This window comes from Arthrobacter sp. MDT1-49-2 (assembly GCF_059090185.1).
On record NZ_JBNHFK010000004.1, the window covers coordinates 47317 to 71389 of the forward strand.

Sequence of the window (24073 nt, forward strand, 5' to 3'; positions counted from 1 at the left end):
GCGCAGGACGCTACCGGAGTTTTCTGGGAAAAGTCTCAAAAAGGTAACGGCCAGTCTTGACAATATCCACCCAGGAGTGGGTGGGGCGGACATGGCGCCGACAGGCCGGAGCCGACGCGCTTAATACCAGTTGACGTCTTCGGAATGCGCCCAGGCTGCGCACGGCGATCCGTACCTGTACATGATGTAGTCCAGGCCCCAGTTGATCTGCGTCCGGTAGTTGGTCTGCCAGTCGGCTCCGTGGGTTGCCATCTTGCTGCCGGGCAGGGACTGCGGAATGCCGTAGGCGCCGCTGTACGGGTTGGCGGCGTTGGTGCGCCAGTTCGATTCACGGTTCCAGAGATTCACCAGGCAACGGAACTCATTGCCGTCCCATCCGAAGCTCCCCATCCTCCCGGCGGCATAATTCTGTGCTCCCGCCGGGTCATTCACCGGGGCCACGGGTGCAGGAGGCGTGGGGGCCGGCGCCACGGGAACTGGCGCGACCGGCGCAGGTGCCACGGGGGCAGGGGCTATGGGGGCAGGGGCTACCGGCGCGGGGGCCGGCGGGGCCGGTACTACGGGGGTGGGCCGCGTGGGGGATGTCACAGGCGGCGGCACGTTTCCGTCGGATGGCTCCCCGCCCGCCGGACGCCCGGTCCCGGGCACAGGTGCTGCCTGTGCGGAACGTTCCGCTGCCGCTTCCTGATCCTTAAAAGCTTTCTCCGCTGCTATCCCCCGTATCCGGGCTTCCTCTGCCTCTACGGTGCTGTCCCGCAGCTCGGCGAGCTGGGCCAGCAGGACGGCTTTCCGGGCTTCCTCTTCGCGGATGGCATCCGCGGCGGCAGCGGCGGACGAATCGGCTTCCTGAACGTAGCGTTCGGCCTCGGCAACCAGTTCTGCCCGGGCGTCGCGTGCCTGCTGCTCCTGTTCGCTGAGCCCGGCGGCGACCTTCTCGGACGCCAGCGCGTCGGCATACAGGTTGCCGGCCCGTGAGGACACCCGGTCCATCAGATCGGCTCCGTGCAGGGCGTCGACTGATCCGTCGGCGTCCAGGAGCATCAGCGCCGCACTGTCAGCCGCTGCCCCGCCGGTTTTGTAGGTTTGGGCGGCCAGGGCGGCCACTTGGCGCATCAGGTCCGAGGCATGCCCGGCGGCTGCTTCCCGCTGCGAGGCGAGGGAGACCAGCAGCTGCTCGTTGGCGGCAAGCTCTTCCACGGCAGCGTTGTATCGGTTGGTCGCTGCGACTGCGGCGTCACCGAGGCTGCCGGCCTCCTCCCGCAGCTCGGTGAGGAATCCCTCCACCCTGTCCCTTTCAGCGGCCTTGGCCGATTCCGAGGACTGGGCCGCCCGGATGTCGTCCCAGGAGGGATACGACTCGGCGGCCGGTGCCGGAGCTGCGCTGAGCACGGCTGAAGCCAGTACGGCGGTCAGCATCACGGCGGAGAGCGACGTCGCCCGGCGGGGACGCACCTGCCCCGAACGCACCATGGGCCCCGCAAACCTCATCTTTAACATAGTTCGCACAGCATACGGTACGGCGCGCCGAATGGACACCGGCTTGATTGCCGCCGCTTCAGCCGATACCGGCGGACCGTGGGGCGAGCCCTAAACGGAGTCCCCGCGTTCCTCCCGAACCGCGGCGATCACTTCATTGGCCACGCGGAAACCCAGGGACGGCGAATAGCCCTTGCGTGCGAGCATCCCGACCAGCCGGCGTGTTTGCTTGTCACGGACCGTGCGGTCCGCCAGATCTGCGGAACGTTGGAGCTTCCACCGTGCCAGCTCCCTGGCAGCTTCCAGTTCATCCTCGTCGCTGAGCTGCTCCAGCGCTTCGGCTGCAAGGTCCGGGGCTATCCCCTTCTCTGCCAGTTCCCGCCGGAGAGCTCCGCGGGCAAGCGACTTGCTTTGCGACCGGCTGCGGACCCAGAGCTGGGCGAACTCGGCGTCATCGACCAGCTGTACTTCCTCGAAGCGGTCCAGCACAGCGGCCGCCGATTCCGCGGGAATGTCCCGTTCAGCCAGTTTCGTTTCCAGCTGCTTCCGGCTCTTGGGCGAAGCCGTGAGCTGGCGCAGGACAATCGCTTTGGCTTCGCTGTACGCCTCTTCGGGGGTAAGCGGTTCTGCATCCGCCTCCGCCGATCCCCCGGCCCCGCCCTGCCGGCGTCGCTTACGCGCCCCGGAGCTTTTCCCGGCGGTATCCGCCTCGGCCCAGGGCTCGTCAGCTGTCGCCTCTTCCCCGAACCCGTCCTCTTTGAAGACGGCACTTTCACCCGTGGGGTCTTTACTTCCGGCGGCCTTCCGCCGTCGAGCCTTCGCGGGCTTGGCCCGGCCAGCGGGTGCGCCGGATGACACGTCTGCGGGTGCCTGCGCGGTTCCGGCCTGGATGTCAGCGAGGCGCTGGCGTAGCTGCGCCAGCGTCTCATCCTGCCCGGCCCCGGAGCGGGACGGGTGCTGATGCGGACTTTTCTGCTGCGGGTTCTGCTGAGCAGTGTTCTGCTGCGGGGTATCCATAACCGTGTGTCTACCGGGGAAGCCGGGGGCACCAAAGCCGGAAGTCCTCCGGGGGCCGTGTCCTTACAGCGGACCGGCCCCGGAGGACGTCAGGACTTTAGGAGTCCTTCCCCACTGCCTTCAGCTTGGGGCTGGCGGGTGCCGGCGCTTCTGCTGCCGGAACACCGATGCCGAGCTTCTCGCGGATCCGCCGCTCGAGCTCGTCCGCGAGGTCGGGGTTGTCCTTCAGGAAGTTGCGCGAGTTTTCCTTGCCCTGACCCAGCTGGTCACCGTCATAGGTGAACCAGGCGCCGGACTTCTTGACCAGGCCGTGCTCCACACCCATGTCAATGAGGCCGCCTTCGCGGGAAATGCCGACGCCGTACATGATGTCGAACTCTGCCTGCTTGAAGGGCGGAGCCATCTTGTTCTTGACGATCTTTGCCCGGGTCCGGTTACCAACGGGGTTGGTACCTTCCTTGAGCGTCTCGATACGCCGGACGTCAATGCGGACCGAAGCGTAGAACTTCAGTGCCTTGCCGCCGGTAGTGGTTTCCGGGCTGCCGAAGAAGACACCGATCTTTTCACGCAGCTGGTTAATGAAGATGGCCGTTGTGTTGGTATGGCTCAGGCGGCCTGCGATCTTACGCAGTGCCTGGCTCATCAGGCGGGCCTGAAGCCCGACATGGCTGTCGCCCATGTCGCCTTCGATTTCGGCGCGCGGCACCAGGGCGGCAACGGAGTCAATAACAACAACGTCGACCGAACCGGAGCCGATCAGCATGTCCATGATTTCGAGGGCCTGTTCGCCGGTGTCCGGCTGGGAGACCAGCAGCGAATCCGTGTCCACCCCGAGCTTGGCGGCGTAGATGGGATCCAGGGCGTGCTCGGCGTCGATGAACGCCGCGATGCCGCCGCTCTTCTGCGCATTGGCCACCACATGGAGCGCCAGGGTGGTCTTACCGGAGGATTCCGGTCCGTAGATCTCCACGACGCGGCCGCGCGGCAGGCCGCCAATACCCAGGGCCACGTCCAACGCGACCGAGCTGGTGGAGATGGTCTCGGCGGGGGCGCGCACTTCGTCACCGAGCCGCATGATCGACCCCTTGCCGTACTGCTTGTCAATCTGGGCCAGCGCTGCTTCTAGAGCTTTTGCGCGGTCGGCTGGAGCAGCCATTCTTCACCTCGTGTTGTGGTAGTAAGCGGCCCGTAGGCCGGTCGTCCTTTTCTAATAACGACCCTATCCGGCGGCACTGACAAAACGTCTGACCGGACCTTATTGCTCATCGTCTTGTGGATATCTCCGGGCCGCATCGGCTCGGACCGACCCCTGTGTAGGAGCATATCTTTATCCGAACAAAGATTCGAATAGCGTGCCCGGCGTGTCCGCTCCGGTGCGCGGGGCGCCGCCCTCAGGTGGCCTTTGGTTTGATATCCCGGCCCAAGCGGCGCTCCTGCGGAACATCCTGGATATCGCATACCGCCAGCCACACCGCCTTGGGTTCAATTCCTTTATCCAGTGCCTGCGCAGCGGTGACGCCGCCCAGCGGGGCAAGGACCAGATCCGCGGCAAGGACCCGTGAATAGGCTGAACCGAACTCGTCATCCATAAGCCGCCAGAAGTCACTGATACGCATCGATTAATCGTCTCACGCACGGAGCCCGGGGGCGTACATCCGCCAGCTGCGGCCGTCTCCGGTCCCGGCCTGCCCTCCCCCGCAGCGCCGTGCAAAAAACAGCGCACCACGGGTCCGGTGAACGGATGGAAAACTACAATGGGATGATGACCGAGACTTCCGGCACAGCCGGCTCTCCGGAGCCCCTGCCTCTCAGTCCGAGCGGGACCCTGCCTGTGCCCGGCCCGGGCGCCGGCCCCCAGGGAGATGCCGCCATCGAGGACCTGGAGCAGGAACTCAGTGTCCTCTGGCGCAGGGCACGGGCGAGTTCCCACCGGATGGCCCGGGAAATCCACCCGGACATGGAACCGTCCGCCTATGGCCTGATGGTGCTGCTTCATCAGCAGGGCCCGATGCGCCTCACGGAGCTGTCCTCCGCCGTCGGGGTGGGAAAGCCGTCACTGAGCCGCCAGATATCGATGCTGCAGACACTCGGGCTGGTTGAAAAACATACCGATCCGGTTGACGGCAGGGCCCAGCCCATCAGCCTCACGGAATCAGGCTCTGCCCGCCTCGAAGGTACGGCGGCGGCCCGCAAGGCACATTTCCGGAGCACATGGACGGGCTGGGACGCCCAGGATTTGCTCACCCTGGCAAGGCTGCTGCACAAACTGAACACCTCTGTGCTTGCACCGGACGGAAGATCCGCCATGCCCCTGCCGGCGGACGGAACGCCGGGCCCGGCAAACAGCACTGATGACAGAACAAACCCCCGCAGGCACCGCACCTGCGGGGGTTTCTCACGTTATTCCGGTCCCGATTCCGCTTGAGGGAATCCGACCGGGCAGTTCATGGGTGGGTCCTAGGGTGTGCGGGCCAGGTCCCGGGCCAGGTCTTCGGGGAACTCACGAGCGAATTCCCGGGAAAACTCAGATGGCACGGTATCTGGAATGGCCACGCCTTCAGCGTTGGCCACCCGGTCACTGACCTCACGGAGCATCAGGGACAGGGGCACATCAAGGGCACTGCAGATGGAAGACAGCAGTTCTGACGATGCTTCCTTCTGTCCGCGTTCAACCTCGCTGAGGTAGCCGAGGGAGACGCGGGCGCTATGTGACACCTCACGCAGGGTACGGCCCTGGCGCTGGCGCACGTCGCGGAGAACATCACCAATCTCGTGACGAAGAACTACCATCTTGCGCTCCTTTGGCTCCCGGTGTGCGTCTTCCGCCAACCCTACATCCCGCCAGCGGATCACGCCGTTCACGGACACGGGTTGCTTAACCATGTGTATCGTCCTGCTCCCTATGAGTGCGTCTGCAGGGATACCGCAGACTGTCCAAAGATCGTAATAAAAGAACCTTGGCGGTTCCTGATACTAACAACTGACACCCTGCCGGTTTTGTTCCCGCTCTTATCCGAAGGCTTCCCGCTCCGTCCGCTACGCTAGTCCGCTTCCAGCTCAGTGGCCAGCATCAGAAGTGCCTCCCGGCAGGTTGCAGCCCGGATGGCTGCCCGGTCTCCGGAGAAATGGAACTCCCGGACGCTGGTGCCTCCGGCCGTGGCAATGCCCACGAACACGGTACCCACCGGTTTTCCATCGTGGGCCTCGGGCCCTGCGGCGCCGGTGGTGGAGACCCCAATGTCGGCGCCCAGGACGCGCCGCGCCCCGGAGGCCATATGGCCGGCCACCCGTCCGTCCACGGAACCGGCTTCGGCCAGGAGCCCGGCCGGAACCCCGAGAACGGATTGCTTGATGCTATTTTGGTACGCCACCACCCCGCCCTGCAAAACCGTCGAAGCACCCGGTACCGCTCCGAGTTCGGCACACAGCATGCCGGCGGTCAGGGACTCGGCGGTGGCCACTGTTCGGCCGGCGGCACGTGCCGCTTCAAGGACAGCCGCTGCCGATCCCGGTGTCATGCCGGTCAGGCCCGCTTGGCGTCGCGGCGCAGCCGGACAGCCTGGAGCACGTAGTCGATACCGGTGACAACGGTGATCACGAGCGCAGCAGCCATCACCACGGCACCGATCCACCACGCCCAGGCTCCCAGCCAGGTGGAAAGCGGCAGCAGGAACAGGAAGATCGCGAAGGTCTGCACCACGGTCTTCAGCTTGCCACCGCGGGAAGCAGCCATCACGCCGTAGCGGATGACGACGAAACGCATCAGGGTGATGCCGAGCTCCCGGACCAGGATGACAATGGTGACCCACCACCAGAGTTCGCCCAGCAGGGAGAGCATCACCAGCGCGGAGCCGATCAGCAGCTTGTCGGCGATCGGGTCGGCAATCTTTCCGAAGTCGGTGATCAGCCCGCGGCTGCGGGCAATGTCGCCGTCGAGCTTATCCGTGTAGATGGCGACGGCGAACGTTGCCACGGCCAGCCAGCGGAACAGTCCCCCCTGGCCGTCGTCGACTGCCAGGAACCAGACAAAGAGCGGAACCATCAGGATCCGCACCACCGTCAGTGCGTTGGCGATATTGAGGGTGGGGACTCTGTCCGTAGGAGAATTGCTCACGCCTCCAGCGTAGCGAACATTCACCGGCCGGTGAGGCTCCACGCGTCTTCGGAACCATCGGCGTCGTCGTCGCCGTCATGGTATTCCGTAGCCTGCGGACGGCTCTCCAGATCGGCGGCCACCAGATCCACCGGTCCCTCGGGCTCGAACCCGTGATTGACGTTGGCGTTGTCGGCAAGCGCCGCAGGGCCCGCTCCCCCGGCCGGGGCCGGGGCTTCCCCTCCGCTGATCGCTGCCAGGGTGGCTGCCAGATCGTCGGGCTTGACCAGCACGTCGCGGGCCTTGGAACCTTCGGAGGGGCCGACGACGCCGCGGGACTCCAGCAGGTCCATCAGGCGTCCGGCCTTGGCGAAGCCCACACGGAGCTTGCGCTGCAGCATGGAGGTGGAGCCGAACTGGGTGGTAACCACCAGCTCGGTGGCCTGCAGCAGGACGTCGAGATCGTCTCCGATGTCGTCGTCGATCTGCTTCTTGGGCGCGGTGACGGTGACGTCTTCGCGGTACACCGCCTGGAGCTGGTTCTTGACGTGCTCCACCACGCGGTGGATTTCGGACTCGGTGACCCAGGCGCCCTGCACACGGATCGGCTTGTTCGAGCCCATGGGGAGGAACAGTGCGTCACCCTGGCCCAGCAGTTTTTCGGCGCCGGGCTGATCCAGGACCACGCGGGAGTCGGTGACCGACGACGTCGCGAAGGCCATCCGGGAGGGCACGTTGGCCTTGATCAGGCCGGTTACCACGTCCACGGAGGGACGCTGGGTGGCCAGCACCAGATGGATGCCTGCGGCACGGGCGAGCTGGGTGATGCGGACAATGGAATCTTCCACGTCACGGGGAGCCACCATCATCAGGTCGGCGAGCTCATCCACGATCACCAGCAGGTACGGGTAGGCGCGGATGACCCGCTTGGAGCCGGCCGGCGGTACCACCTTGCCGTTGCGGACAGCCTTGTTGAAGTCATCGATGTGCTTGAACCCGAAGTTCGCCAGGTCGTCATAGCGGGTATCCATTTCCCGGACCACCCACTGCAGGGCTTCGGCGGCCTTCTTCGGGTTGGTGATGATGGGCGTGATCAGGTGCGGCACGCCCTCGTAGGCGGTCAGTTCCACGCGCTTGGGGTCCACCATCACCATGCGCACCTCGTCCGGGGTGGAACGCATCAGGATGGAGGTGATCATGGAGTTCACAAACGAGGACTTACCGGCGCCCGTGGCACCGGCCACCAGCAGGTGGGGCATCTTGGCCAGGTTCGCGACCACGAACCCGCCCTCCACGTCCTTGCCCACGCCCATGACCATGGGGTGCTCGGTCTTGCGGGCCGAGTTGGAGCGCAGCACATCGCCGAGGGCCACGACTTCCTTGTCCGCGTTCGGGATTTCAATGCCGATGGCGGATTTGCCGGGAATGGGCGAAAGGATGCGTACGTCGGAGCTGGCCACGGCGTAGGCAATGTTCTTGGACAGGGCGGTAACCCGTTCCACCTTGGTGCCTTCGCCGAGTTCAATCTCGTACCGGGTGACCGTGGGGCCGCGGGAGAAGCCGGTGACCTTGGCGTCCACGTTGAACTGCTCCAGCGTGTGCGTCAGGGCGGCGACGACGGCGTCGTTGGCTTCGGAGCGTTCCTTGGCGGGCGGGCCCGGCGGCAGGAAGTCCGACGGCGGCAGCGTGTAGGTGATGTCGCCGGACAGCTGCAGCTGTTCGGTGCGCTGCGGGATGGGTGCGGCCGGGGGCGTGTGCGCCACCGGCTTGGACGGGACCGGCGGAACCGGTGCACCGGCGGAGGCCAGGTTCAGCACTTCGGTGGCGCCCGGGACCATGCTGATCGCCTCGGTGGGCGGCTCGGCGGAGTCCGGGCCGCCGTCCACGGGCAGTCCCTGGTTGCGGCGGATCTTTTGGGTGGCGAGTTCGGCCTGCGTGGGCCGCCGCACTCCCGGCGGGATGGCGGGGGCCGCAGCAGCGGCTGCGGCCGCTTCGTCTTCCTCGTCCTGCAGCAGGGCACGTTCGAAGGCCTCGTCGCCGGCGAAACCTTCCTGCGCAGCAGCGGCGGCGGCAGCCTCTGCCTGCTTTTCCCGCCGGCTCTTGCGCGGCTTTTTGACCTTTTCCGGGCCGGAATTCCCGTACAGGTAGCTTTGGTCGTGCGCCTCGGGATCGTCCGGCGCCAGGTCCTGGCCCATGAGGTGCTCGTAGAGGGCCCGCAGTCGCAGCGGGATGTGCCGGAAGGGAGTCGCAGTGACGATCAGGATGCTCACGAACACCAGGAAGGACAGCAGGATCACCACCGGCCAGGTGGTGAGGGCCGCCGACAGCGGCCCGGCCACAAGGAATCCGACAATGCCGCCCGAGGCCCACAGCCGGTCGAAGCCGTCCGAGAGGGCGGGCGAGCCCCCGACAATGTGGGTGATGCCGGCGCCGGCGAGCAGCATAATGACCAGGCCGATGCTGATCCTGCTGTTGGCGCGGTGGCGTTCAGGGTATCGGAACAGGCGGACCGCTCCGGTCAGGAGCATAAACGGAAGGACAAGGGCCATCCAGCCGAAGGTGCCGGCTGCCCCGGCGTGGATGACGTCGGCAACGGGTCCGCGCAGTGCCCACCATTCAACGGTGGCCACGGCCAGCGCCAGCAGGATCAGGAAGAACCCGGTGCCGTCGCGGCGGATGTCGCGCTCCGGGGAAACGTCGGTGCCGAGTTTCCGGATGCCGGCACCGGCGATCCGTGCCACTCCCATCCAGGCGCTTTCGATGGCGCGGAGCGGCAGGGGCAGCTGCTCCGGCGGCGGAGACTGGCGCGACGTCCCCCGGCCCCCGCTTCCGCCCCGCGGAGTGCCTTTGCCTGATGTCTTGCTGGTGCTGCCGCCGGTGCTGCGGGCCTTTGTGGGGCCGGAAGCACCGCTGCGTGCGGCAGGGGAAGTACGAGTCGCCATAAGAGCCACGCTACCTGATGGGCCGCTCGATCCCTTGAATTTACGCGGTCGGGCGGCACTTTTGCGGGCATTCTCCGCCGTATCCGCCCAGGTCGGCAGGTACCGGATCAGGCTTCGACGACTACCGGCACAATCATCGGCCGGCGCCGCAGCCGGCGGTTGACCCAGGTGCCGACCACGCGCCGGACCACCTGCTGGAGCTGATAGGTGGTGTGGTCGGTGTTGGACCGAACCGCCTCCTCCAGGGCCACGCTGATCTTGGGGATGATCTCGTCGAAGACCGCGTCTCCTTCCGCGAAACCGCGGGCATGGATCTCGGGCCCGGAGACGATGGTCCCGGTGCTGCGGTTCACCACGGAGATGATGGAGATGAAGCCTTCCTCGCTGAGGATCCGCCGGTCCTTCAAATCCGTATCGGTGATGGCTCCCACGCTGGAGCCGTCCACGTAGACGAATCCGCATTCGACCTCGCCGACCACGCGGGCCTTGCCCTCGCGCAGGTCCACGACAGTGCCGTCGTCGGCCAGGATGATGTTCTGTTCCGGGACGCCGGTGGCAGCGGCCAGCCGTCCGTTGGCAATCAGGTGCCGGGTTTCCCCGTGCACCGGCATGGCGTTCTTCGGCCGCAGGATGTTGTAGCAGTAGAGCAGTTCCCCCGCAGCAGCGTGGCCGGAAACGTGGATCTTCGCGTTGCCCTTGTGCACGACATCGGCGCCCAGGCGCATCAGTCCGTTGATCACGCGGAAAACAGCGTTCTCGTTACCCGGAATCAGGGATGAGGCGAGGATGACGGTATCCCCCTTCCCGATGCTGATCCGGTGGTCGCCGTTGGCCATCCTGGACAGGGCGGCCATGGGCTCGCCCTGCGATCCGGTGGACATCAGCACCACCTTGTCGTCGGGCAGCTCGTCCACGTTTTTCAGGTCCACCAGAATGCCCTCGGGCACGTTCAGGTACCCCAGCTTCTCGGCGATGGCCATGTTCCGCACCATGGAACGGCCCACGAAGCACACGTAGCGTCCGTGGGCGGCAGCGGCGTCGAGGACCTGCTGCACTCGGTGGATGTGGGAGGAGAAGGAGGCAACGATGATCCGCTTGCTGACTTTGCCGAAGAGTTCGTTCAGCACAGGGCCGATTTCGCGTTCGGCGGTGGTGAAGCCGGGGACGTCGGCATTGGTGGAGTCCGCCATGAACAGGTCCACGCCTTCCTCACCCAGCCGGGCGAAGGCGCGCAGGTCGGTGATCCGGCCGTCCAGCGGCAGCTGGTCCATCTTGAAGTCGCCGGTGTGCAGCACGGTGCCGGCTTCGGTGCGGATGAACACGGCCAGGGCGTCGGGGATGGAGTGGTTGACGGCCACGAATTCGCATTCGAACGGGCCGAGGTGTTCCACCTGCCCTTCCTTCACGGTCAGGGTGAAGGGCTTGATGCGGTGTTCCTGGAGCTTGGCTTCCACCAGGGCCAGGGTCAGCTGCGACCCGATCAGCGGAATGTCGTTCTTCAGCCGCAGCAGGTACGGCACGGCCCCGATGTGGTCCTCGTGGCCGTGGGTGAGCACAACACCGACCACGTCCTCCAGCCGGTCCTCGATGTAGGAGAAATCCGGAAGGATGAGGTCAACGCCGGGCTGGGTTTCCTCCGGGAAGAGCACCCCGCAGTCAACGATCAGCAGTTTGCCGTCAATCTCGAACACGGCCATGTTCCGGCCGATCTCCCCCAGTCCGCCCAGGGCGACAATCCGCAGGGTTCCCGGTTCCAGAGCCGGCGGGGTGAGCAGCGCGCTGCCCGGCGTGACGCTCATGTCCGCTACGCTCCGATCCGGGAGAAATCCATGCCGGCTTCGGCGAGGTCGGTGTAGACGGCCTCCATTTCGACGGCGTCCGGTGCCACCAGCGGCAGGCGGACGGCCGCGTTGGGGATGACCTTCTGCAGGGCGAGGATCTGCTTGGCGGAGACGGCGCCGGGGATATGCGTCATCACGGCGCGGATCAGCGGATCAAGTTCGAAATGGATCCGGCGGGCGGTGGCGAAGTCGCCCGCTGCCGCCGCGTCCACCAGCGCACGGAACTGTGCCGTGGCGATGTGTGCCGAGACGCTCACCACGCCCACGGCACCTGCCGCCATCCACGGCAGGGTCAGCCCGTCATCCCCGGCGTAAACATCCAGTGTGGTGTTGGCCAGCACACGGGTGATTCCCGCAAAGTCAGCCTTGGCGTCCTTCAGGGCGAGGATTTTGGGGTTATCCGCGAGCCGGATGAGGGTGGCGGTGCTCAGCGCGATGCCGGCGCGGCCGGGAATGTCGTAGATCATGACCGGCAGGTCCGTGGCTGCGGTCACGGCGTCGAAGTGGGCCAGGACTCCGGCCTGGGTGGGCTTGTTGTAATACGGAGTCACAACGAGCTGTCCGTCGGCGCCTGCGCGCTCGGCGCGGCGTGCCATCTCCACCGAGTGCGAGGTGTGGTTGGTTCCGGTGCCGGCAATGACCTTAGCCCGTCCACCCACGGTTTCGGCTACCACCCGGAACAGATCTTCCTTTTCGCTGTCCTCCAGGGTGGAGGTTTCACCGGTGGTGCCGGACACCACCAGGCCGTCGCAGCCGTCTTCGACGAGTTTGTTCGCCAGGTAGGCGGTGGCGTCAAAGTCCACCGCGCCGTCCTCGGTAAACGGGGTCACCATAGCGGTGACAAGGGTGCCGAAGGGAAGCATGCGGTTTAGTGAATCCATGGGTAAAACGTTACCCGCAACGCAGTGCAAAGGGACAACGCCCCCGTGGTCCGGATGTTGGCGCAGTCAGGTGACCCGGTGAGGTGCTCTCACGGACGTCGGGGTGCCTGCAGCGCCCTCAGTGCGGCACTCGACGGCGATCCCGGTTCAGCCCGGTACACCACCAGTTCCTGTCCCGGCGCGGACCGGACGTCAAAAGCCTGCAGGTGCAGGTCCAGGTCCCCGGCCAGCGGATGGCGGAAGCGCTTGCTGGTCAGGCGGCTCCCACGCATCTCGGCGCCGGTCCAAAGCGCCGCGAACCGGGGGTCGGCGGCCAGCAGATTTGAGCGGACCTCGGCAATCCGGGACTCCCGGGGCTGGGCGGCGTCCAACAGCCGGAAGCTGGCCACCATGCTGGCCGCCACTGTGTCCCAGTCCCGGTACAGCACGGCCGCGGCGGGGTCCAGGAACACGGATTCCAGCAGGTTGCGGGTGGGGCCGAAGCCCAGGAACAGGGCTTCGGCCAGCGGGTTGGCCGCGAGGACATCAAAAGCCTGGCCCAGCACCATGGCGGGGTGCTCCGGCCCTTCGTTCAGGAACGCCGCCAGCTGGGGGTCCACGGCGGCGGCGGTTGGGATGGTGCGCGGCGGAGTCAGCCCGGCCAGGCGGTACAGGTGGGGCAGCGCGTGTTCATCCAGTTGCAGGGCGGTCCCGATGGCTGCGGCAACCTGGGGCGACGGCGAGGTTTCGCGGCCCTGTTCCAGGCGCATGTAGTAGTCAACGCTTACATCCGCCAACTGGGCGACCTCCTCCCGGCGCAGGCCGGGCACGCGGCGCCGGCCGTTGCCGGTCAACCCCACATCGGCGGGCTGGAGGCGGGAACGGCGGAGGATAAGGAATTCTCCCAGCGGCGAGGGCACAGCAGCAGTGTAGCGAGGGTGGGTGCCGCGCACCCGGGAAAGGTAGGGCGTTCCCAGGCCGCCGACGGCGCGCCAGCATAAAACCATGGGCAACGAGCTGCACAAAACGCTAATGATCATCGGTGCCGGGCCCGGAATCGGGCTGTCGACTGCACGGCGGTTCACTGCTCCGGGAGCCGCGGTTGCCCTGGTGGCCCGCTCTGCGGAGCACCTGCGCAGTCTGGCGCAGACGCTGCAGGTGGAGGGCACAACGGTTCATTGGGAGGCGGCGGATGCTTCCGATCCCGCAGCACTGCAGCTGGCCCTGAAGCTGCTGATTGCGCGGGCCGGTCCCGTTGAGGTCATGTGCTTCTCCCCGCTGCCGGACCTGGACCTGATCCGCCCGGTATTGGAGACCGGGGCAGAGGAGTTCCTGACATCCCTTGCGCTCAACGTGGGCGGCGCCGCCACCGCGGTACGCGAAGTGGTGCCCGGCATGCTGGAACGGGGCAGGGGCAGCCTGCTCTTCACCACCGGCAGCGGTGCGGTGCACCCCTCACCGGAGCGTGCGGCCAGCGCCGTCACCACGGCAGCAGAGACGGCGTTCGTGGACCTGCTCCACCGCCGGCTCACACCGGCCGGGATCCGCGTGGCCCAGGTGGTGATATCCGGACCCGTAGGTCCCGGGCTCAGGCACGGGCCCGACGACGTGGCACAGGCCCTCTGGGCGGCGCACCGCGCGCCCGGCCCGGCTGTGACAGTCCTGGCGTAGCGCCGGGAATCAACCCAAGCCGGCACCGGACCGGCAGAGGCCGCACCGCGGGAGCGGTGCGATGCGTGAGACGATTCTGTCCATGACCCAACGCCGCCTCACCGGCATCGATGCTGCCCGCGGGATAGCCCTGCTGGGAATGATCGCCACCCACACCCTGCCGCTGTACAACCAGGAAACCGGCTACGGCACGTTCACGGGCCTGGTCTTCTCAGGCCGGTCCTCGGCCCTGTTCGCGGTGGTGGCCGGGGTCGGGCTGGCGCTGCTGACGGGCGGCAGTCAACCGCACGAAGGGAAGGCGGTGAACCGGGACCGCCGCGGAATCGCGGTCCGGGCACTGATCATTGCCCTCATCGGCCTGGCCCTGGGCGGGTTGGAGACCAACATCGCCGTCATCCTCTTCCACTACGCGGTGCTGTTCCTGCTGGCGCTGCCCTTCGTCGGGATGCCGCTGCGGCGCCTGGCCGTGTGGGCGGGGGCATGGTTGCTCGCCTCCCCCGTGCTCGCCTACGTGCTGCGCGGCTGGCTGCTGGAGAATCTCTCGCCCGCGGAGATCGATGGAAACATCACCTGGGATGCGTTCCTCTCCCCGGCAACCTTGGCCGCGGATGTGTTTGTGACCGGTTTCTACCCCGTCCTTCAATGGCTGAGCTACATCCTGCTGGGCCTGGTCATCGGCCGTTTGGCGCTGACCAACCTGCCGGTACAGGTGGGGCTGCTCGCAGGCGGCATTTTCGCCGCGGTCACCTCGAAATTCCTCTCCTATTACCTGCTGGGCTCACTCGGCGGGTTCGACGCCCTGGAGGCAACCGGGTCCGGTCAGCGGTGGCCGCTGGCCCGCATGCTGGAAGTGAATCTCAGCCCGGTGGAACAGACCGGCTCCTGGTGGTGGCTGGCGCTGGCCGGACCGCACTCCAATACGAGCCTGGACATGCTGCACGCCGGCGGCACCGCGGCCGCGGTACTGGGGGCCTGCCTGCTGCTCACCCGGGCACGTCCGAACCTGCTGCTGCCGCTCTCCGCGGCCGGCGCCATGACGCTGACGCTCTACAGCCTGCATGTGTGGGTCATGAGCGTGGTGGACCAGCAGGTTCCGCCGCTCGAACCGATGCCGGTGTTCTGGATCCAGGCCACGTTCTACGTGGTGCTGGCCATCCTGTTCCAGCGCATCGAGGCGCGCGGACCGCTGGAATTCCTAACCTCCGGCGCGTCCCGGCTGGCCCGTGGCAAAGCAGGGGCGGGCACCGCGGCACGCAAACGCTGAACCCTCCCCACCGGCTGTACAGCAGCCGCGAGCCGAGCCTGCGAGCTGCAGGCCGGCGAACTGCGGAAAGGATCCGGAGCGGGTCAGTTGCCCTTGGCGCCGAACAATTTCCCGGCCTGCCGCATGGCACGCCGCGCCCGGGTCCGGTCCCCCGCGGCGTCATACGCGCAGGAAAGCCGGAACCAGCTGCGCCAGTCCGCCGGGGCTGCTTCCGTTTCGGCCTTGTACTGCGGGAACTGCGCGTCGGCAGCGGCGCGCACAATCCTTCCGCCCGGAGTCCGGGGCAGGTCATCCACCGGGAGCCTGCCCTCCTCGGCCAGGATGGAGGCCATCTTCTCCGTCCGGGCGCCGAAGGTCAGTTCACGGATGAGGGCCCACGCGCCTACCACCGGCAATACGAGGTAGGCGGCACCCATGAGTTTGGCCGGGATTTCCGGGGAGGTCAGCAGCAGCCAGCCGCGCTGCGCCGAGACCACCAGGTAGAAAAGCAGCAGCAGGGTCACCAGGGCCACGCCAAGTTTGGCGCGGTTGGAAAAAAGGCCGGAGAAGAAAGACAACGTGTTCCTTAGTCGTTCAGGTTGAGGTAGCCGTCAAGTCCGACGGTCAGTCCGGGATGATCTGCCACCTGCCGCAGTCCCAGCAGCACGCCGGGCATAAAGGAGGCCCGGTCAAAGGAATCATGCCGGATGGTGAGCTGCTCGCCGGGACCGCCCAGGAGTACTTCCTGGTGGGCCACGAGCCCGCGCAGGCGGACCGAGTGCACATGGACACCGTCCACCTCGGCGCCGCGGGCACCGGGAAGGGCCTTGGTGGTGGCGTCCGGGGACGGTGCCAGCCCTGCCTCTTCGCGTGCCTGCGCGATCAGTGAGGCGGTGCGTACCGCGGTGCCCGACGGCGCGTCCACCTTGTCCGGGTGGTGCAGCTCGATCAGTTCCACTGATTCGAAGTAGCGTGCGGCCTTCGCTGCGAAAGCGGAGGCCAGCACCGACCCGAGGGCGAAGTTCGGGGCGATGAGCACACCGGTTCCCGGGGAGGCCTGCAGCAGGGTTTCCAGCCGGGACAGCCTGTCGGCGTCCCACCCGGTAGTGCCCACCACGGCGTGGATTCCATGTTCGACGGCGAACTGCACGTTGGCTTCGGTGCTGTCCGGCACGGTCAGGTCCACAATGTAGCGCGCGCCCGCGGAGACCAGCGTTTCCAGCGGATCAGTCCGGCCCAGGGCTGCCACGAGCTCCATGTCTTCTGCTGCCTCGACGGCGGCCACGGCTTCGGAGCCCATCCGGCCCGAGGCGCCGAGCACGGCTACGGCAAGTTTTTCCTTCATAGGCTCAAGATTACCGGTGCTCACGGCCGGTCGCTGACGCCCACCCACTCGGTGCTGCCGTCGGTGAAGCCCTGCTCCTTCCAGATGGGCACATTCGCCTTGACCGCGTCCACGAGGGCCGAACAGGCGGCGAACGCGGTGCCGCGGTGTGCGGAGGCGACGGCGGCGACGAGGGCGGCGTCACCGATGTCGAGGGCGCCGGTGCGGTGCCCCACCCAGATGCGCACGCCGTCGTACGCCGCAGCGATCTCCTCCGCCACCTGTGCGAGCACAGCGGCGGCCGTGGGGTGCGCGCTGTAGCCGAGGGAGGTGACCGTTTTGCCGTCGTCGTGGTTACGGACAATGCCGCTGAAGAGCACTACGGCACCGCATTCGGGTGACCAGGCCTGGCGTTCTGCGTCGGCGGTGCTCAGGGGTTCGTCGGAGACTGTGGCCCGCAGGACTTCGCTAGTGTTCACGTTTGCCTTCCAGCTGGCCGCAGATGTGGCCGATGATCGGTTCCAGCACGGCAAGCCCGTCCGCGACGGCGGAAGGGGACCCGGGCAGGTTCACAATGAAGGTGCTTCCGGCGGTTCCGGCGTATCCGCGGCTGATCGCTGCCATGGGCGTGGAAGCCAGTCCCTTGGCTCGGATGGCTTCCATGACCCCGGGCAGCTGCCGGTCCAGCAGCGGCTCGGTCAGATCCGGCGTGACGTCGTCGGGGCTCAGGCCGGTGCCTCCGCTGGTCAACAGGACCGACGGGGCCAGTGCCAGGATCCGCCGCAGGGACGCGGCGATCTCCTCGCCGTCGGGCACCACTTCGGCCAGCACCAGGTCATAGTCCAGGGCGTACAGCCAGTCGGCGATCAGCGGGCCGCATTCGTCTTCGTAGACGCCGGCCGCAGCCCGGGTGGAGGCAATCAGGACGGCGGCGGTACGGCGCGGAGCCGGGGTTGCGGGGGTGTTCACAGCGTCCAGTCTCCGCTCTTGCCGCCGGACTTGGCCAGCACCATGGTGTCGGTGATCCGGGCGTGCTTGTCCACCGCCTTGATCATGTCGTACAGGGTCAGGGCGGCCACCGAGGCAGCGGTAAGGGCCTCCATTTCGACGCCGGTAAGCCCCTTGGTCTTGACCGTGGCCTGCACCAGCACGTCCTGCTCCCGCGGAGTGAAATCCACCGTCACCTTGGTCAGCGGCAGCGGGTGGCAGAGCGGAATGATGCTTGAGGTCTGCTTCGCTGCCATGATCCCGGCCACCCTGGCGACGGCGAGGGCATCACCCTTGGGCAGGCCGCCCTCGGCAATCAGCCGGAGGACTTCGGCAGTGGTCACCAGCACGGCCTGTGCCGTGGCCTCCCGCGTGGTCTCGGCCTTGCCGGAGACATCCACCATGTGCGCGGAGCCGTCATCGCGGACATGGGTCAATCCGGCGGGCTGGAGGTTCTTCGAGTCGGCGCTCACGGGGGGCGTCCTTTCAGTGCACGGCACCCGGATGGGGGCGCCCTGGGGCGGTTCGGCTGCTAGTCCGGAAGCGATCTAGTCCAAAAGCAATACTGTCACTTCCGCGTCTTCGGGGAGGTTTTCGGTGCCAACGGGAACCGAGATGAGGGCATTGGATGAGGCCAGGGCGTGGATCAGGTGCGATCCCGGGCCGCCTACCGGCACCACCGAACCGTCCGTGTACCTGCCGCGGCGGATCTGCTGCTTCCCGGCCGGGCTCTGCAGCGGTTCTGCCAGCCGTGCGGTTACCTGGGCCCGCGGCCGGGGCGCACCCGTGACGGCTCCGAGGGCCGGGCGCAGAAACATTTCAAAGGACACCAGGGAGCTGACCGGGTTGCCGGGGAAAGCGAGGAAGGGCACCCCGTCCACGGTGCCGATCCCCTGCGGCCCGCCCGGTTGCATCGCCACGGACAGGAACTGAACGTCGGCAGCTGCCAGCGCCTGGCGCACCACCTCGTAGGCTCCCTTGCTGATCCCGCCCGAGCTCAGCACGAGGTCGGGTGCCTCCGCGGTGATGTCCGCCCGCAGCCGTTCAATGAACTCCGCCGGCGAGTCGGCCAGGATCCGCGAGCGAAGCACGCGGGCACCGGCGGCTTCCAGCGAGGAGCGGAGCAGGGTGGTGTTCGCGTCATGGATCTGCCCCGGGCCCAGCGGTTGGCCCGGTTCGCGGACTTCGTCACCGGTGGTCAGCAGCAGCACCCTGACCCGGGGGCGGACGCCAACGCGGTCCAGCCCCAGACCGGCGAGCAGGCCCAGCTGCAGCGGACCGAGAAGGGTCCCGCCGGCCAGGGCCAGGGCTCCCGCGGCAATGTCGCTGCCGGCCCGGCGGACAAACCGTCCCGCCGGGACGCCTGCGGGAAGCTGCACGCTGCCCCCGGTTCCCGACGGCAGGAAATAATCGGGATCGCAGGCTTCAATGGGGACGACGGCGTCCGCTCCCTCGGGCAGCATGGCCCCGGTCATCACGGGTGCGGCCGTCCCGGGCTGCAGCGGGGCCGGGGCGCTGCCGGCCGGAATATGCGCGGCTGTAGCCAGGCGGATCCGGGGTGCAGGGCCCGCCGGCCCGTCTGCCGCGGCGGGCTGGTGCCCGCCGGGCCCGGCCAGGTCTGCGGAGCGCACCGCGTATCCGTCCATCTGGGAGTTGGTGAACGGCGGCAGGTTCCCCGGCGCGTGCACATCGGCAGACAGGACCCGGCCTGCGGCCTCCGTCAGGGGCACCGTTTCAGCCGCCGGCGGGTGCTCCTCGAACCAGTGCCGCAGCAGCTCCGCTACGGCCTTTTGGTGGCCCGCAACGGTCTGCGGGCCGGGTTGTGCGGACATGGTGCTCCTTGCTGATGCGGTGCGCGGCCGGACGGTTTTATGTTTCACCGTACAGTCACCCGAAGTGTATGCAGTCCGGTGGCGCCGTCGGGCAGCACAGGGCGTTTTTCCTCCGCCTGCCTGTTGCCGTTGGCGTCCACGGCCCGGACAGTCAGATCATGTCCTCCCGGGGTCAGCTCCACCGGCAGTGAGTACTGCCGCCAGGTATCCGCTGAGATGCCCGGTGCCAGCTGCGCATCCTGCCACTCGCCGTCATCCACGCGGACCTGCACGGCGCTGATACCGGTGTGTTGCGCCCAGGCCACCCCGGCGACGGTGACGGTGCCGGCGGACACCGGGCTCCGTCCGGGGACGTCGATGCGCGAGGAGAGCTTGACCGGACCGCGCTCGCCCCAGCCGCGCTCCGTCCAGTACGCCGTTTCCTCGGCAAAGCGGGTCACACGCAGCTCGGTGACCCATTTGGTGGCGGAGACGTAGCCGTAGAGTCCCGGGACCACCAGACGGACCGGGAAACCGTGCTCCAGCGGGAGCGGGTTCCCGTTCATTCCCACGGCAAGCAGGGCGTCCCGGTTATCGGTCAGTGCTTCCAACGGCGTGGAGGCGCTCCACCCGTCCCTGCTGGTGGACAGGACCATGTCCGCGCCCGGCCGGATGCCCGCCTGCGCCAGGAGCTCGCGGACGGGCCAGCCCAGCCACCGGGCGTTGCCAATCAGGTTGCCGCCCACTTCATTGGAGACACAGGCCAGGGTGACGTAGCTTTCCTGCAGCGGCTTGGCCAGCAGGTCCGCGAACGTCAGCTCCACCTCGCGGTCCACCATTCCCGTGACCCGCAGCCGCCACTGCCCCGGATCGATGACCGGGACGCTGAGGGCAGTGTCAATGCGGTAGAAGTCCGCGGCCGGCGTCACCAGCGGCGGAAGCCCCTGCACGGCGAGTTCGGCACCGGCCGGGACAGGCGCTGCGGCGCGGGCCGGCACCGGCAGCCGCACGGCGTCGCGCAGGGCGAGCACCCCGGCCTGGCCGCCCCGTGCCACGGCTGAAAGCGCCGTGCCGAGCAGGGCCACTGCCGCTCCCCCGCCCACTGCGGCAAGAACGGCACGGCGTGCGGTACCGACGGCGTCGGGGGTCCGTGCGTCCGCCAGGCGACGGACGCGCGCGGTGAGGGCCCGCAGGATGAGGACGGCGAGGACGCCGGCCGCGACCGGGGGAAGCACCGCCAGGATCCCGCCCTGCGGCCGGGTGAGTACGGCGGCCAGCCCGGCAGCGCCGAAGGCCCCGAGGATCAGCGACCCGGCCGGCGGGCGGCGAAGCTCCAGCCATCCCGCGGCGACGGCTGCCACGGCAATAATCAGGGCCATGCCCGTCAGCAGCGCCGCTTTGTCGGCCGTGCCGAACAGGGCGATCGCAGCATCCTTCACGGGGCCGGGAACGGCGTCGATCACTGTAGAGCCGACGGCGGAGACCGGTGAGAGGGACGGGCTCAGGATCGCTGCCAGCTCTCCGCCGGCCACGCCCACCGCTGCGGCCACCAGCCCGGATGCCATGGCCCATCCCCGTATATGCCGCGGCGTCCGGGTCATGGCTGTTCCATTCCTTTGTGTACCGGCGTGCCCGGAGTGTTTCCGGAGCGGCACGGCTTCTGCGGCGTTGTTAGTGTCATCGCGGCTAGTGTCATCGCGGTTAATGTCATCGCGGCAGCAGCCGTCCGGTGCCCAGCCGTGCGAGCAGAAGCACCAGCAGGTACAGGGCAATCAGCATCAGGCAGATGCCCAGTGCCGCCTGCGGCTGGTTGGAGTTCAGGCTCAGTTCTATCTGCAGGGGCAGCGTCCGGGTGCGTCCCTCGATGCTGCCGGCAAAGGTGATGGTGGCGCCGTATTCACCCAAGGACCGGGCGAAGGCCAGCAGTGCCCCGGCTACGATGCCGGGCAGTGCCAGCGGCAGGGTGATGTGCCGGAGGATGGTGGTGGGTCCGGCTCCGGAGGTGGCCGCGGCCATCTCAATATCCTTGTCCACGGCCGAGAGGCTGTTCAGGGACGCCACGACAAAGAACGGCAGCGAGACGAACACCTGGACAATAACGACGGCGGCCGGCGAATAGCCGACATCCACGCCGGCTGAGCCCAGCAGTTTCCCGGCGATCCCCTGACGCCCCCAGAAGTAGAGCAGTGCGATGCCCGAGACCACCGGGGAGAGGACCAGCGGGATGAGCAGCCCTCCCCGCATTAGCTGGATCCAGGGCCCCTGCAGCTTGCTGAACAGGACGGCCAGCGGCAGCCCCAGCAGCACACAGATCAGCGTGGAGCACAGCGACGTGGCAAGCGAAAGTCCCAGTGCGGTACGTGCCGCCCCGGATTCCAGCAGCTCGGGCAGCGAGGTCCACGGCACGTTGAGCAGAAGCGCCGCGACGGGACCGGCGCACAGCAACAGTGCGATTCCGGCGGGAATCCATAGCCAGCCCGGGGTGGTGGCGCGTGCCTCCCGGGTGAGCGGGGCACCCTTCCCGGTGACCGTACGTGCGGGCATGCTTTTGCGGACCGCTTCGTCCCGCAACGGCTTCAGGGACATCAGGCACCGTCCCCGGCGGGCATAAACCCGGCCTCGTCGAGGATGGCCGCCGCTTCAGGACCCCTCAGCCATTCATAGAAGCCCGCCGCGGCATCATTGCCGGCGCCAGCGGATGTCAGGGCGGCCGGATACAGATTCGGTGCGGCATCGGGAAGAGGGAGATAGGTGACACCGGAGTCCGCCGCGGCCAGCGCATCGGTGCGGTAAACAAACCCGGCATCCGCCTGCCCGGTGGACACCTTGGTGAGCACCGAACGCACGCTGTCCTCAAGGCTCGGTCCGGCGAGCTGCAGATTCGCGGTTTCGAGCACGTGGTCCGCGGCCCGGCCGCAGGGAACCGCCGGGGCGCACAGCGCCGTCCGGACTCCGTCCGCCGACACATCCCGTAACACTGCTATGCCGGCGGGGTTGCCCGGCGCGAGGGCCAGGACGAGCTGATTGGCGGCTAAAACCGATTCCCTGGACAGCTCCGGGCGCACCGGGTCCAGAGCTTCGGTGTCCGCGGTAATAATGACGTCGGCACGCGCACCGGACTGGATCTGTGCCACGAGTTGGCTGCTGGAGCCCACGTTGATGCGGAGCCGGCCGCCGCCGTCGTAAGCGGCATCAAAGGCCTCCACCACATCGGTGAGCGAGGACGCGGCAAAGACCGTGATCCCGCCAGTCCCCTCTTCGGAGTGGCCCCCCGCACAGGCGGCGACCGTGGAAGCGAGCATCAGCGCGGCGCACGCGGCCATGGTCCGGCGGGGCCGGATGACAAAGCGCATTTATAGAGCCTAACTGTGAAAGGGCGTAACCTCGAGGGATGGGAATACAGCTGGGAATGCCTGCCGTCGGACCTTCCCGCCTGCCTGCGGGATCCCATCCCGCAGAAACCAGTACACCAGACAGCGCGCCTGCCTCCGCGCAGGGAGCATCCCCTGTGCTCTCCGCCGCGGACGGGCTGCTGGACCGTTACGGGCGGCGCGCCACCGATATGCGCCTGTCCCTGACGGATAAATGCAACCTGCGCTGCACGTACTGCATGCCGGCCGAAGGCCTGGACTGGCTCGCCCGGGACAAGGTCCTCTCCCGCGATGAGATTATTCGCCTGGTGCGTATCGGTGTGGACCGGCTGGGGGTGCGCGAGCTGCGCCTGACCGGCGGCGAACCCCTGGTGCGTGCCGATCTGGTGGAGATTGTGGCCGGGATCCGCGCCAACCATCCGGACCTGCCGGTTTCCCTGACCACCAACGGACTGGGGCTGGACAAAAAGGCGCAGGCACTCAAGGACGCGGGCCTGACCCGCATCAATGTTTCCCTCGACTCGCTGCATCCGGATACCTTTGCCCAGCTCACCCGCCGCCCGTTCCTGGACCGGGTGCTTCGCGGTGTGGAGGAAGCGGCCCGGGTGGGGCTGGGGCTGGTAAAAATCAACGCCGTCCTGATGCGCGGAATCAACGACGCCGAGGCGCCGGACCTGCTGGAATGGGCCGTCAGCCACGGCTTCGAACTGCGTTTTATCGAGCAGATGCCGCTCGACGCGGACCATGGCTGGACACGGGACGGAATGATCACCGCCGCCGAGATGCGGTCCCTGCTGGAACGCGACTTTGTCCTGACCCCGGATCCCCGGGAACGCAACGGTGCACCGGCCCGGCGCTGGGAGGTCCGCCGGCACGCGGACCCGGCCACCGTAGTCGGGACCGTGGGTATTATTGCCTCCGTCACCGAACCGTTCTGCGCCGAGTGTGTGCGCACCCGGATTACCGCCGAAGGCAAGGTCCGCAGCTGCCTCTTCTCCCACGAGGAAACTGACCTGCTGGCGCTGCTGCGCAGCGGCGTGGATGATGACGCCGTGGTGCGCCGCTGGCAGGAGGCAATGTGGGGCAAGCCCAAGGCCCACGGCATGGGCCACGCCGGGCTCGGGGACGCGGATTATGTACAACCGGAACGAACCATGAGCGCGATAGGCGGCTAGGTGCTGATCAGATACTTCGGCGCTGCGAAGGCAGCAGCCGGCATAGAAGAAGAAACCTTCAATGAAGGACCGCTGCAGCTCGGCGAACTGCTGGAGAAACTGGCGGCGGCACACCCGGATGCACCGGAGGGGACGCCTGTCCTGGCAACCGTCATAGGGCGCAGCACCTTTTTGGTCAATGAGGTGGCGGCACGGGACCGCTCACGCCTGCTCGGCCCGGAGGACGTAGTGGACGTCCTCCCGCCCTTCGCCGGCGGCTAGG

The 24073-nt window shown here is 67.4% G+C and carries 25 protein-coding genes; 5 read left to right on the plus strand and 20 right to left on the minus strand.

Annotation, left to right across the window (positions count from 1 at the left end):
* Nucleotides 1-120: 120 nt before the first annotated feature.
* The 4 genes from AC5RTS_RS07000 to AC5RTS_RS07015 form a co-directional block, all read right to left on the minus strand.
* The gene (locus tag AC5RTS_RS07000) at nt 121-1488 is read right to left on the minus strand and encodes a coiled-coil domain-containing protein (RefSeq protein WP_493991350.1); all 1368 of its coding nucleotides are present in this window, start codon (nt 1486-1488) and stop codon (nt 121-123) included.
* Nucleotides 1489-1587: 99 nt separating this feature from the next.
* On the minus strand, nt 1588-2493 hold the full coding sequence (locus tag AC5RTS_RS07005) for a regulatory protein RecX (RefSeq protein WP_493991351.1): 906 nt from the start codon (nt 2491-2493) through the stop codon (nt 1588-1590).
* A gap of 97 nt (nt 2494-2590) precedes the next feature.
* Nucleotides 2591-3649 carry a recombinase RecA gene (gene recA / locus AC5RTS_RS07010; protein ID WP_493991352.1) on the minus strand — a complete coding sequence of 353 codons (1059 nt, stop codon included), beginning with the start codon at nt 3647-3649 and terminating at the stop codon, nt 2591-2593.
* A gap of 235 nt (nt 3650-3884) precedes the next feature.
* Nucleotides 3885-4109: a DUF3046 domain-containing protein gene (locus tag AC5RTS_RS07015; RefSeq protein ID WP_227904456.1), complete on the minus strand. Its 225-nt coding sequence runs from the start codon at nt 4107-4109 to the stop codon at nt 3885-3887.
* 146 nt (nt 4110-4255) lie between these two features.
* Between AC5RTS_RS07015 and AC5RTS_RS07020 the strand changes: the two genes are divergently transcribed.
* The gene (locus AC5RTS_RS07020) at nt 4256-4918 is read left to right on the plus strand and encodes a MarR family winged helix-turn-helix transcriptional regulator (RefSeq protein ID WP_493991353.1); all 663 of its coding nucleotides are present in this window, start codon (nt 4256-4258) and stop codon (nt 4916-4918) included.
* 32 nt (nt 4919-4950) lie between these two features.
* Here AC5RTS_RS07020 and AC5RTS_RS07025 read toward each other — a convergent pair whose 3' ends face one another.
* The 7 genes from AC5RTS_RS07025 to AC5RTS_RS07055 form a co-directional block, all read right to left on the minus strand.
* Complete coding sequence (locus AC5RTS_RS07025; protein ID WP_493991354.1) at nt 4951-5376, minus strand: helix-turn-helix domain-containing protein; 426 nt, start codon at nt 5374-5376, stop codon at nt 4951-4953.
* Between the two features lie 158 nt (nt 5377-5534).
* Nucleotides 5535-6011 carry a CinA family protein gene (locus AC5RTS_RS07030; RefSeq protein ID WP_493991355.1) on the minus strand — a complete coding sequence of 159 codons (477 nt, stop codon included), beginning with the start codon at nt 6009-6011 and terminating at the stop codon, nt 5535-5537.
* Nucleotides 6012-6016: 5 nt separating this feature from the next.
* On the minus strand, nt 6017-6607 hold the full coding sequence (gene pgsA / locus AC5RTS_RS07035) for a CDP-diacylglycerol--glycerol-3-phosphate 3-phosphatidyltransferase (protein WP_493991356.1): 591 nt from the start codon (nt 6605-6607) through the stop codon (nt 6017-6019).
* 20 nt (nt 6608-6627) lie between these two features.
* Nucleotides 6628-9528: an FtsK/SpoIIIE family DNA translocase gene (locus AC5RTS_RS07040; protein ID WP_493991357.1), complete on the minus strand. Its 2901-nt coding sequence runs from the start codon at nt 9526-9528 to the stop codon at nt 6628-6630.
* Between the two features lie 107 nt (nt 9529-9635).
* A complete protein-coding gene (locus tag AC5RTS_RS07045) occupies nt 9636-11327 on the minus strand; it encodes a ribonuclease J (RefSeq protein WP_493991358.1) in 1692 nt (563 codons plus the stop codon).
* A 5-nt stretch (nt 11328-11332) separates the two neighbouring features.
* A complete protein-coding gene (dapA, locus tag AC5RTS_RS07050) occupies nt 11333-12250 on the minus strand; it encodes a 4-hydroxy-tetrahydrodipicolinate synthase (protein WP_493991359.1) in 918 nt (305 codons plus the stop codon).
* 89 nt (nt 12251-12339) lie between these two features.
* The gene (locus tag AC5RTS_RS07055) at nt 12340-13149 is read right to left on the minus strand and encodes a helix-turn-helix transcriptional regulator (protein ID WP_493991360.1); all 810 of its coding nucleotides are present in this window, start codon (nt 13147-13149) and stop codon (nt 12340-12342) included.
* A gap of 85 nt (nt 13150-13234) precedes the next feature.
* Between AC5RTS_RS07055 and AC5RTS_RS07060 the strand changes: the two genes are divergently transcribed.
* Both AC5RTS_RS07060 and AC5RTS_RS07065 read left to right on the plus strand, forming a co-directional pair.
* A complete protein-coding gene (locus tag AC5RTS_RS07060; protein ID WP_493991361.1) occupies nt 13235-13900 on the plus strand; it encodes an SDR family NAD(P)-dependent oxidoreductase in 666 nt (221 codons plus the stop codon).
* A gap of 61 nt (nt 13901-13961) precedes the next feature.
* Nucleotides 13962-15164 carry a heparan-alpha-glucosaminide N-acetyltransferase domain-containing protein gene (locus AC5RTS_RS07065; protein ID WP_493991362.1) on the plus strand — a complete coding sequence of 401 codons (1203 nt, stop codon included), beginning with the start codon at nt 13962-13964 and terminating at the stop codon, nt 15162-15164.
* An 83-nt stretch (nt 15165-15247) separates the two neighbouring features.
* On the opposite strand, the gene AC5RTS_RS07070 is transcribed toward AC5RTS_RS07065, so the two are convergent.
* From AC5RTS_RS07070 to modA, 9 genes are all read right to left on the minus strand, one after another.
* Entirely contained in the window at nt 15248-15721 is a 474-nt protein-coding gene (locus AC5RTS_RS07070; RefSeq protein WP_493991363.1) for a hypothetical protein, read from the minus strand.
* A gap of 8 nt (nt 15722-15729) precedes the next feature.
* Nucleotides 15730-16488, minus strand: a complete 759-nt coding sequence (gene dapB / locus AC5RTS_RS07075) for a 4-hydroxy-tetrahydrodipicolinate reductase (protein WP_493991364.1) — start codon at nt 16486-16488, stop codon at nt 15730-15732.
* A 20-nt stretch (nt 16489-16508) separates the two neighbouring features.
* On the minus strand, nt 16509-16946 hold the full coding sequence (locus AC5RTS_RS07080) for a molybdenum cofactor biosynthesis protein MoaE (protein ID WP_493991365.1): 438 nt from the start codon (nt 16944-16946) through the stop codon (nt 16509-16511).
* On the minus strand, nt 16936-17436 hold the full coding sequence (locus tag AC5RTS_RS07085; protein WP_493991366.1) for a MogA/MoaB family molybdenum cofactor biosynthesis protein: 501 nt from the start codon (nt 17434-17436) through the stop codon (nt 16936-16938). The genes AC5RTS_RS07080 and AC5RTS_RS07085 overlap by 11 nt, the downstream gene beginning before the upstream one ends.
* Entirely contained in the window at nt 17433-17858 is a 426-nt protein-coding gene (gene moaC / locus AC5RTS_RS07090; RefSeq protein WP_493991550.1) for a cyclic pyranopterin monophosphate synthase MoaC, read from the minus strand. The genes AC5RTS_RS07085 and moaC overlap by 4 nt, the downstream gene beginning before the upstream one ends.
* A gap of 144 nt (nt 17859-18002) precedes the next feature.
* Entirely contained in the window at nt 18003-19286 is a 1284-nt protein-coding gene (locus tag AC5RTS_RS07095) for a molybdopterin molybdotransferase MoeA (RefSeq protein ID WP_493991367.1), read from the minus strand.
* A 44-nt stretch (nt 19287-19330) separates the two neighbouring features.
* Nucleotides 19331-20866, minus strand: coding sequence for a molybdopterin-dependent oxidoreductase (locus AC5RTS_RS07100; protein WP_493991368.1), 1536 nt, complete (start codon nt 20864-20866; stop codon nt 19331-19333).
* A 106-nt stretch (nt 20867-20972) separates the two neighbouring features.
* Nucleotides 20973-21851 (minus strand): molybdate ABC transporter permease subunit, encoded by an 879-nt coding sequence (gene modB, locus AC5RTS_RS07105; protein WP_493991369.1) that lies wholly within the window; start codon nt 21849-21851, stop codon nt 20973-20975.
* Nucleotides 21851-22618, minus strand: a complete 768-nt coding sequence (modA, locus tag AC5RTS_RS07110; RefSeq protein ID WP_493991370.1) for a molybdate ABC transporter substrate-binding protein — start codon at nt 22616-22618, stop codon at nt 21851-21853. The genes modB and modA overlap by 1 nt, the downstream gene beginning before the upstream one ends.
* 56 nt (nt 22619-22674) lie before the next feature.
* Between modA and moaA the strand changes: the two genes are divergently transcribed.
* Nucleotides 22675-23811, plus strand: coding sequence for a GTP 3',8-cyclase MoaA (gene moaA, locus AC5RTS_RS07115; protein ID WP_493991551.1), 1137 nt, complete (start codon nt 22675-22677; stop codon nt 23809-23811).
* The gene (locus tag AC5RTS_RS07120) at nt 23812-24072 is read left to right on the plus strand and encodes a MoaD/ThiS family protein (RefSeq protein ID WP_493991371.1); all 261 of its coding nucleotides are present in this window, start codon (nt 23812-23814) and stop codon (nt 24070-24072) included.
* Nucleotide 24073: the final 1 nt, after the last annotated feature.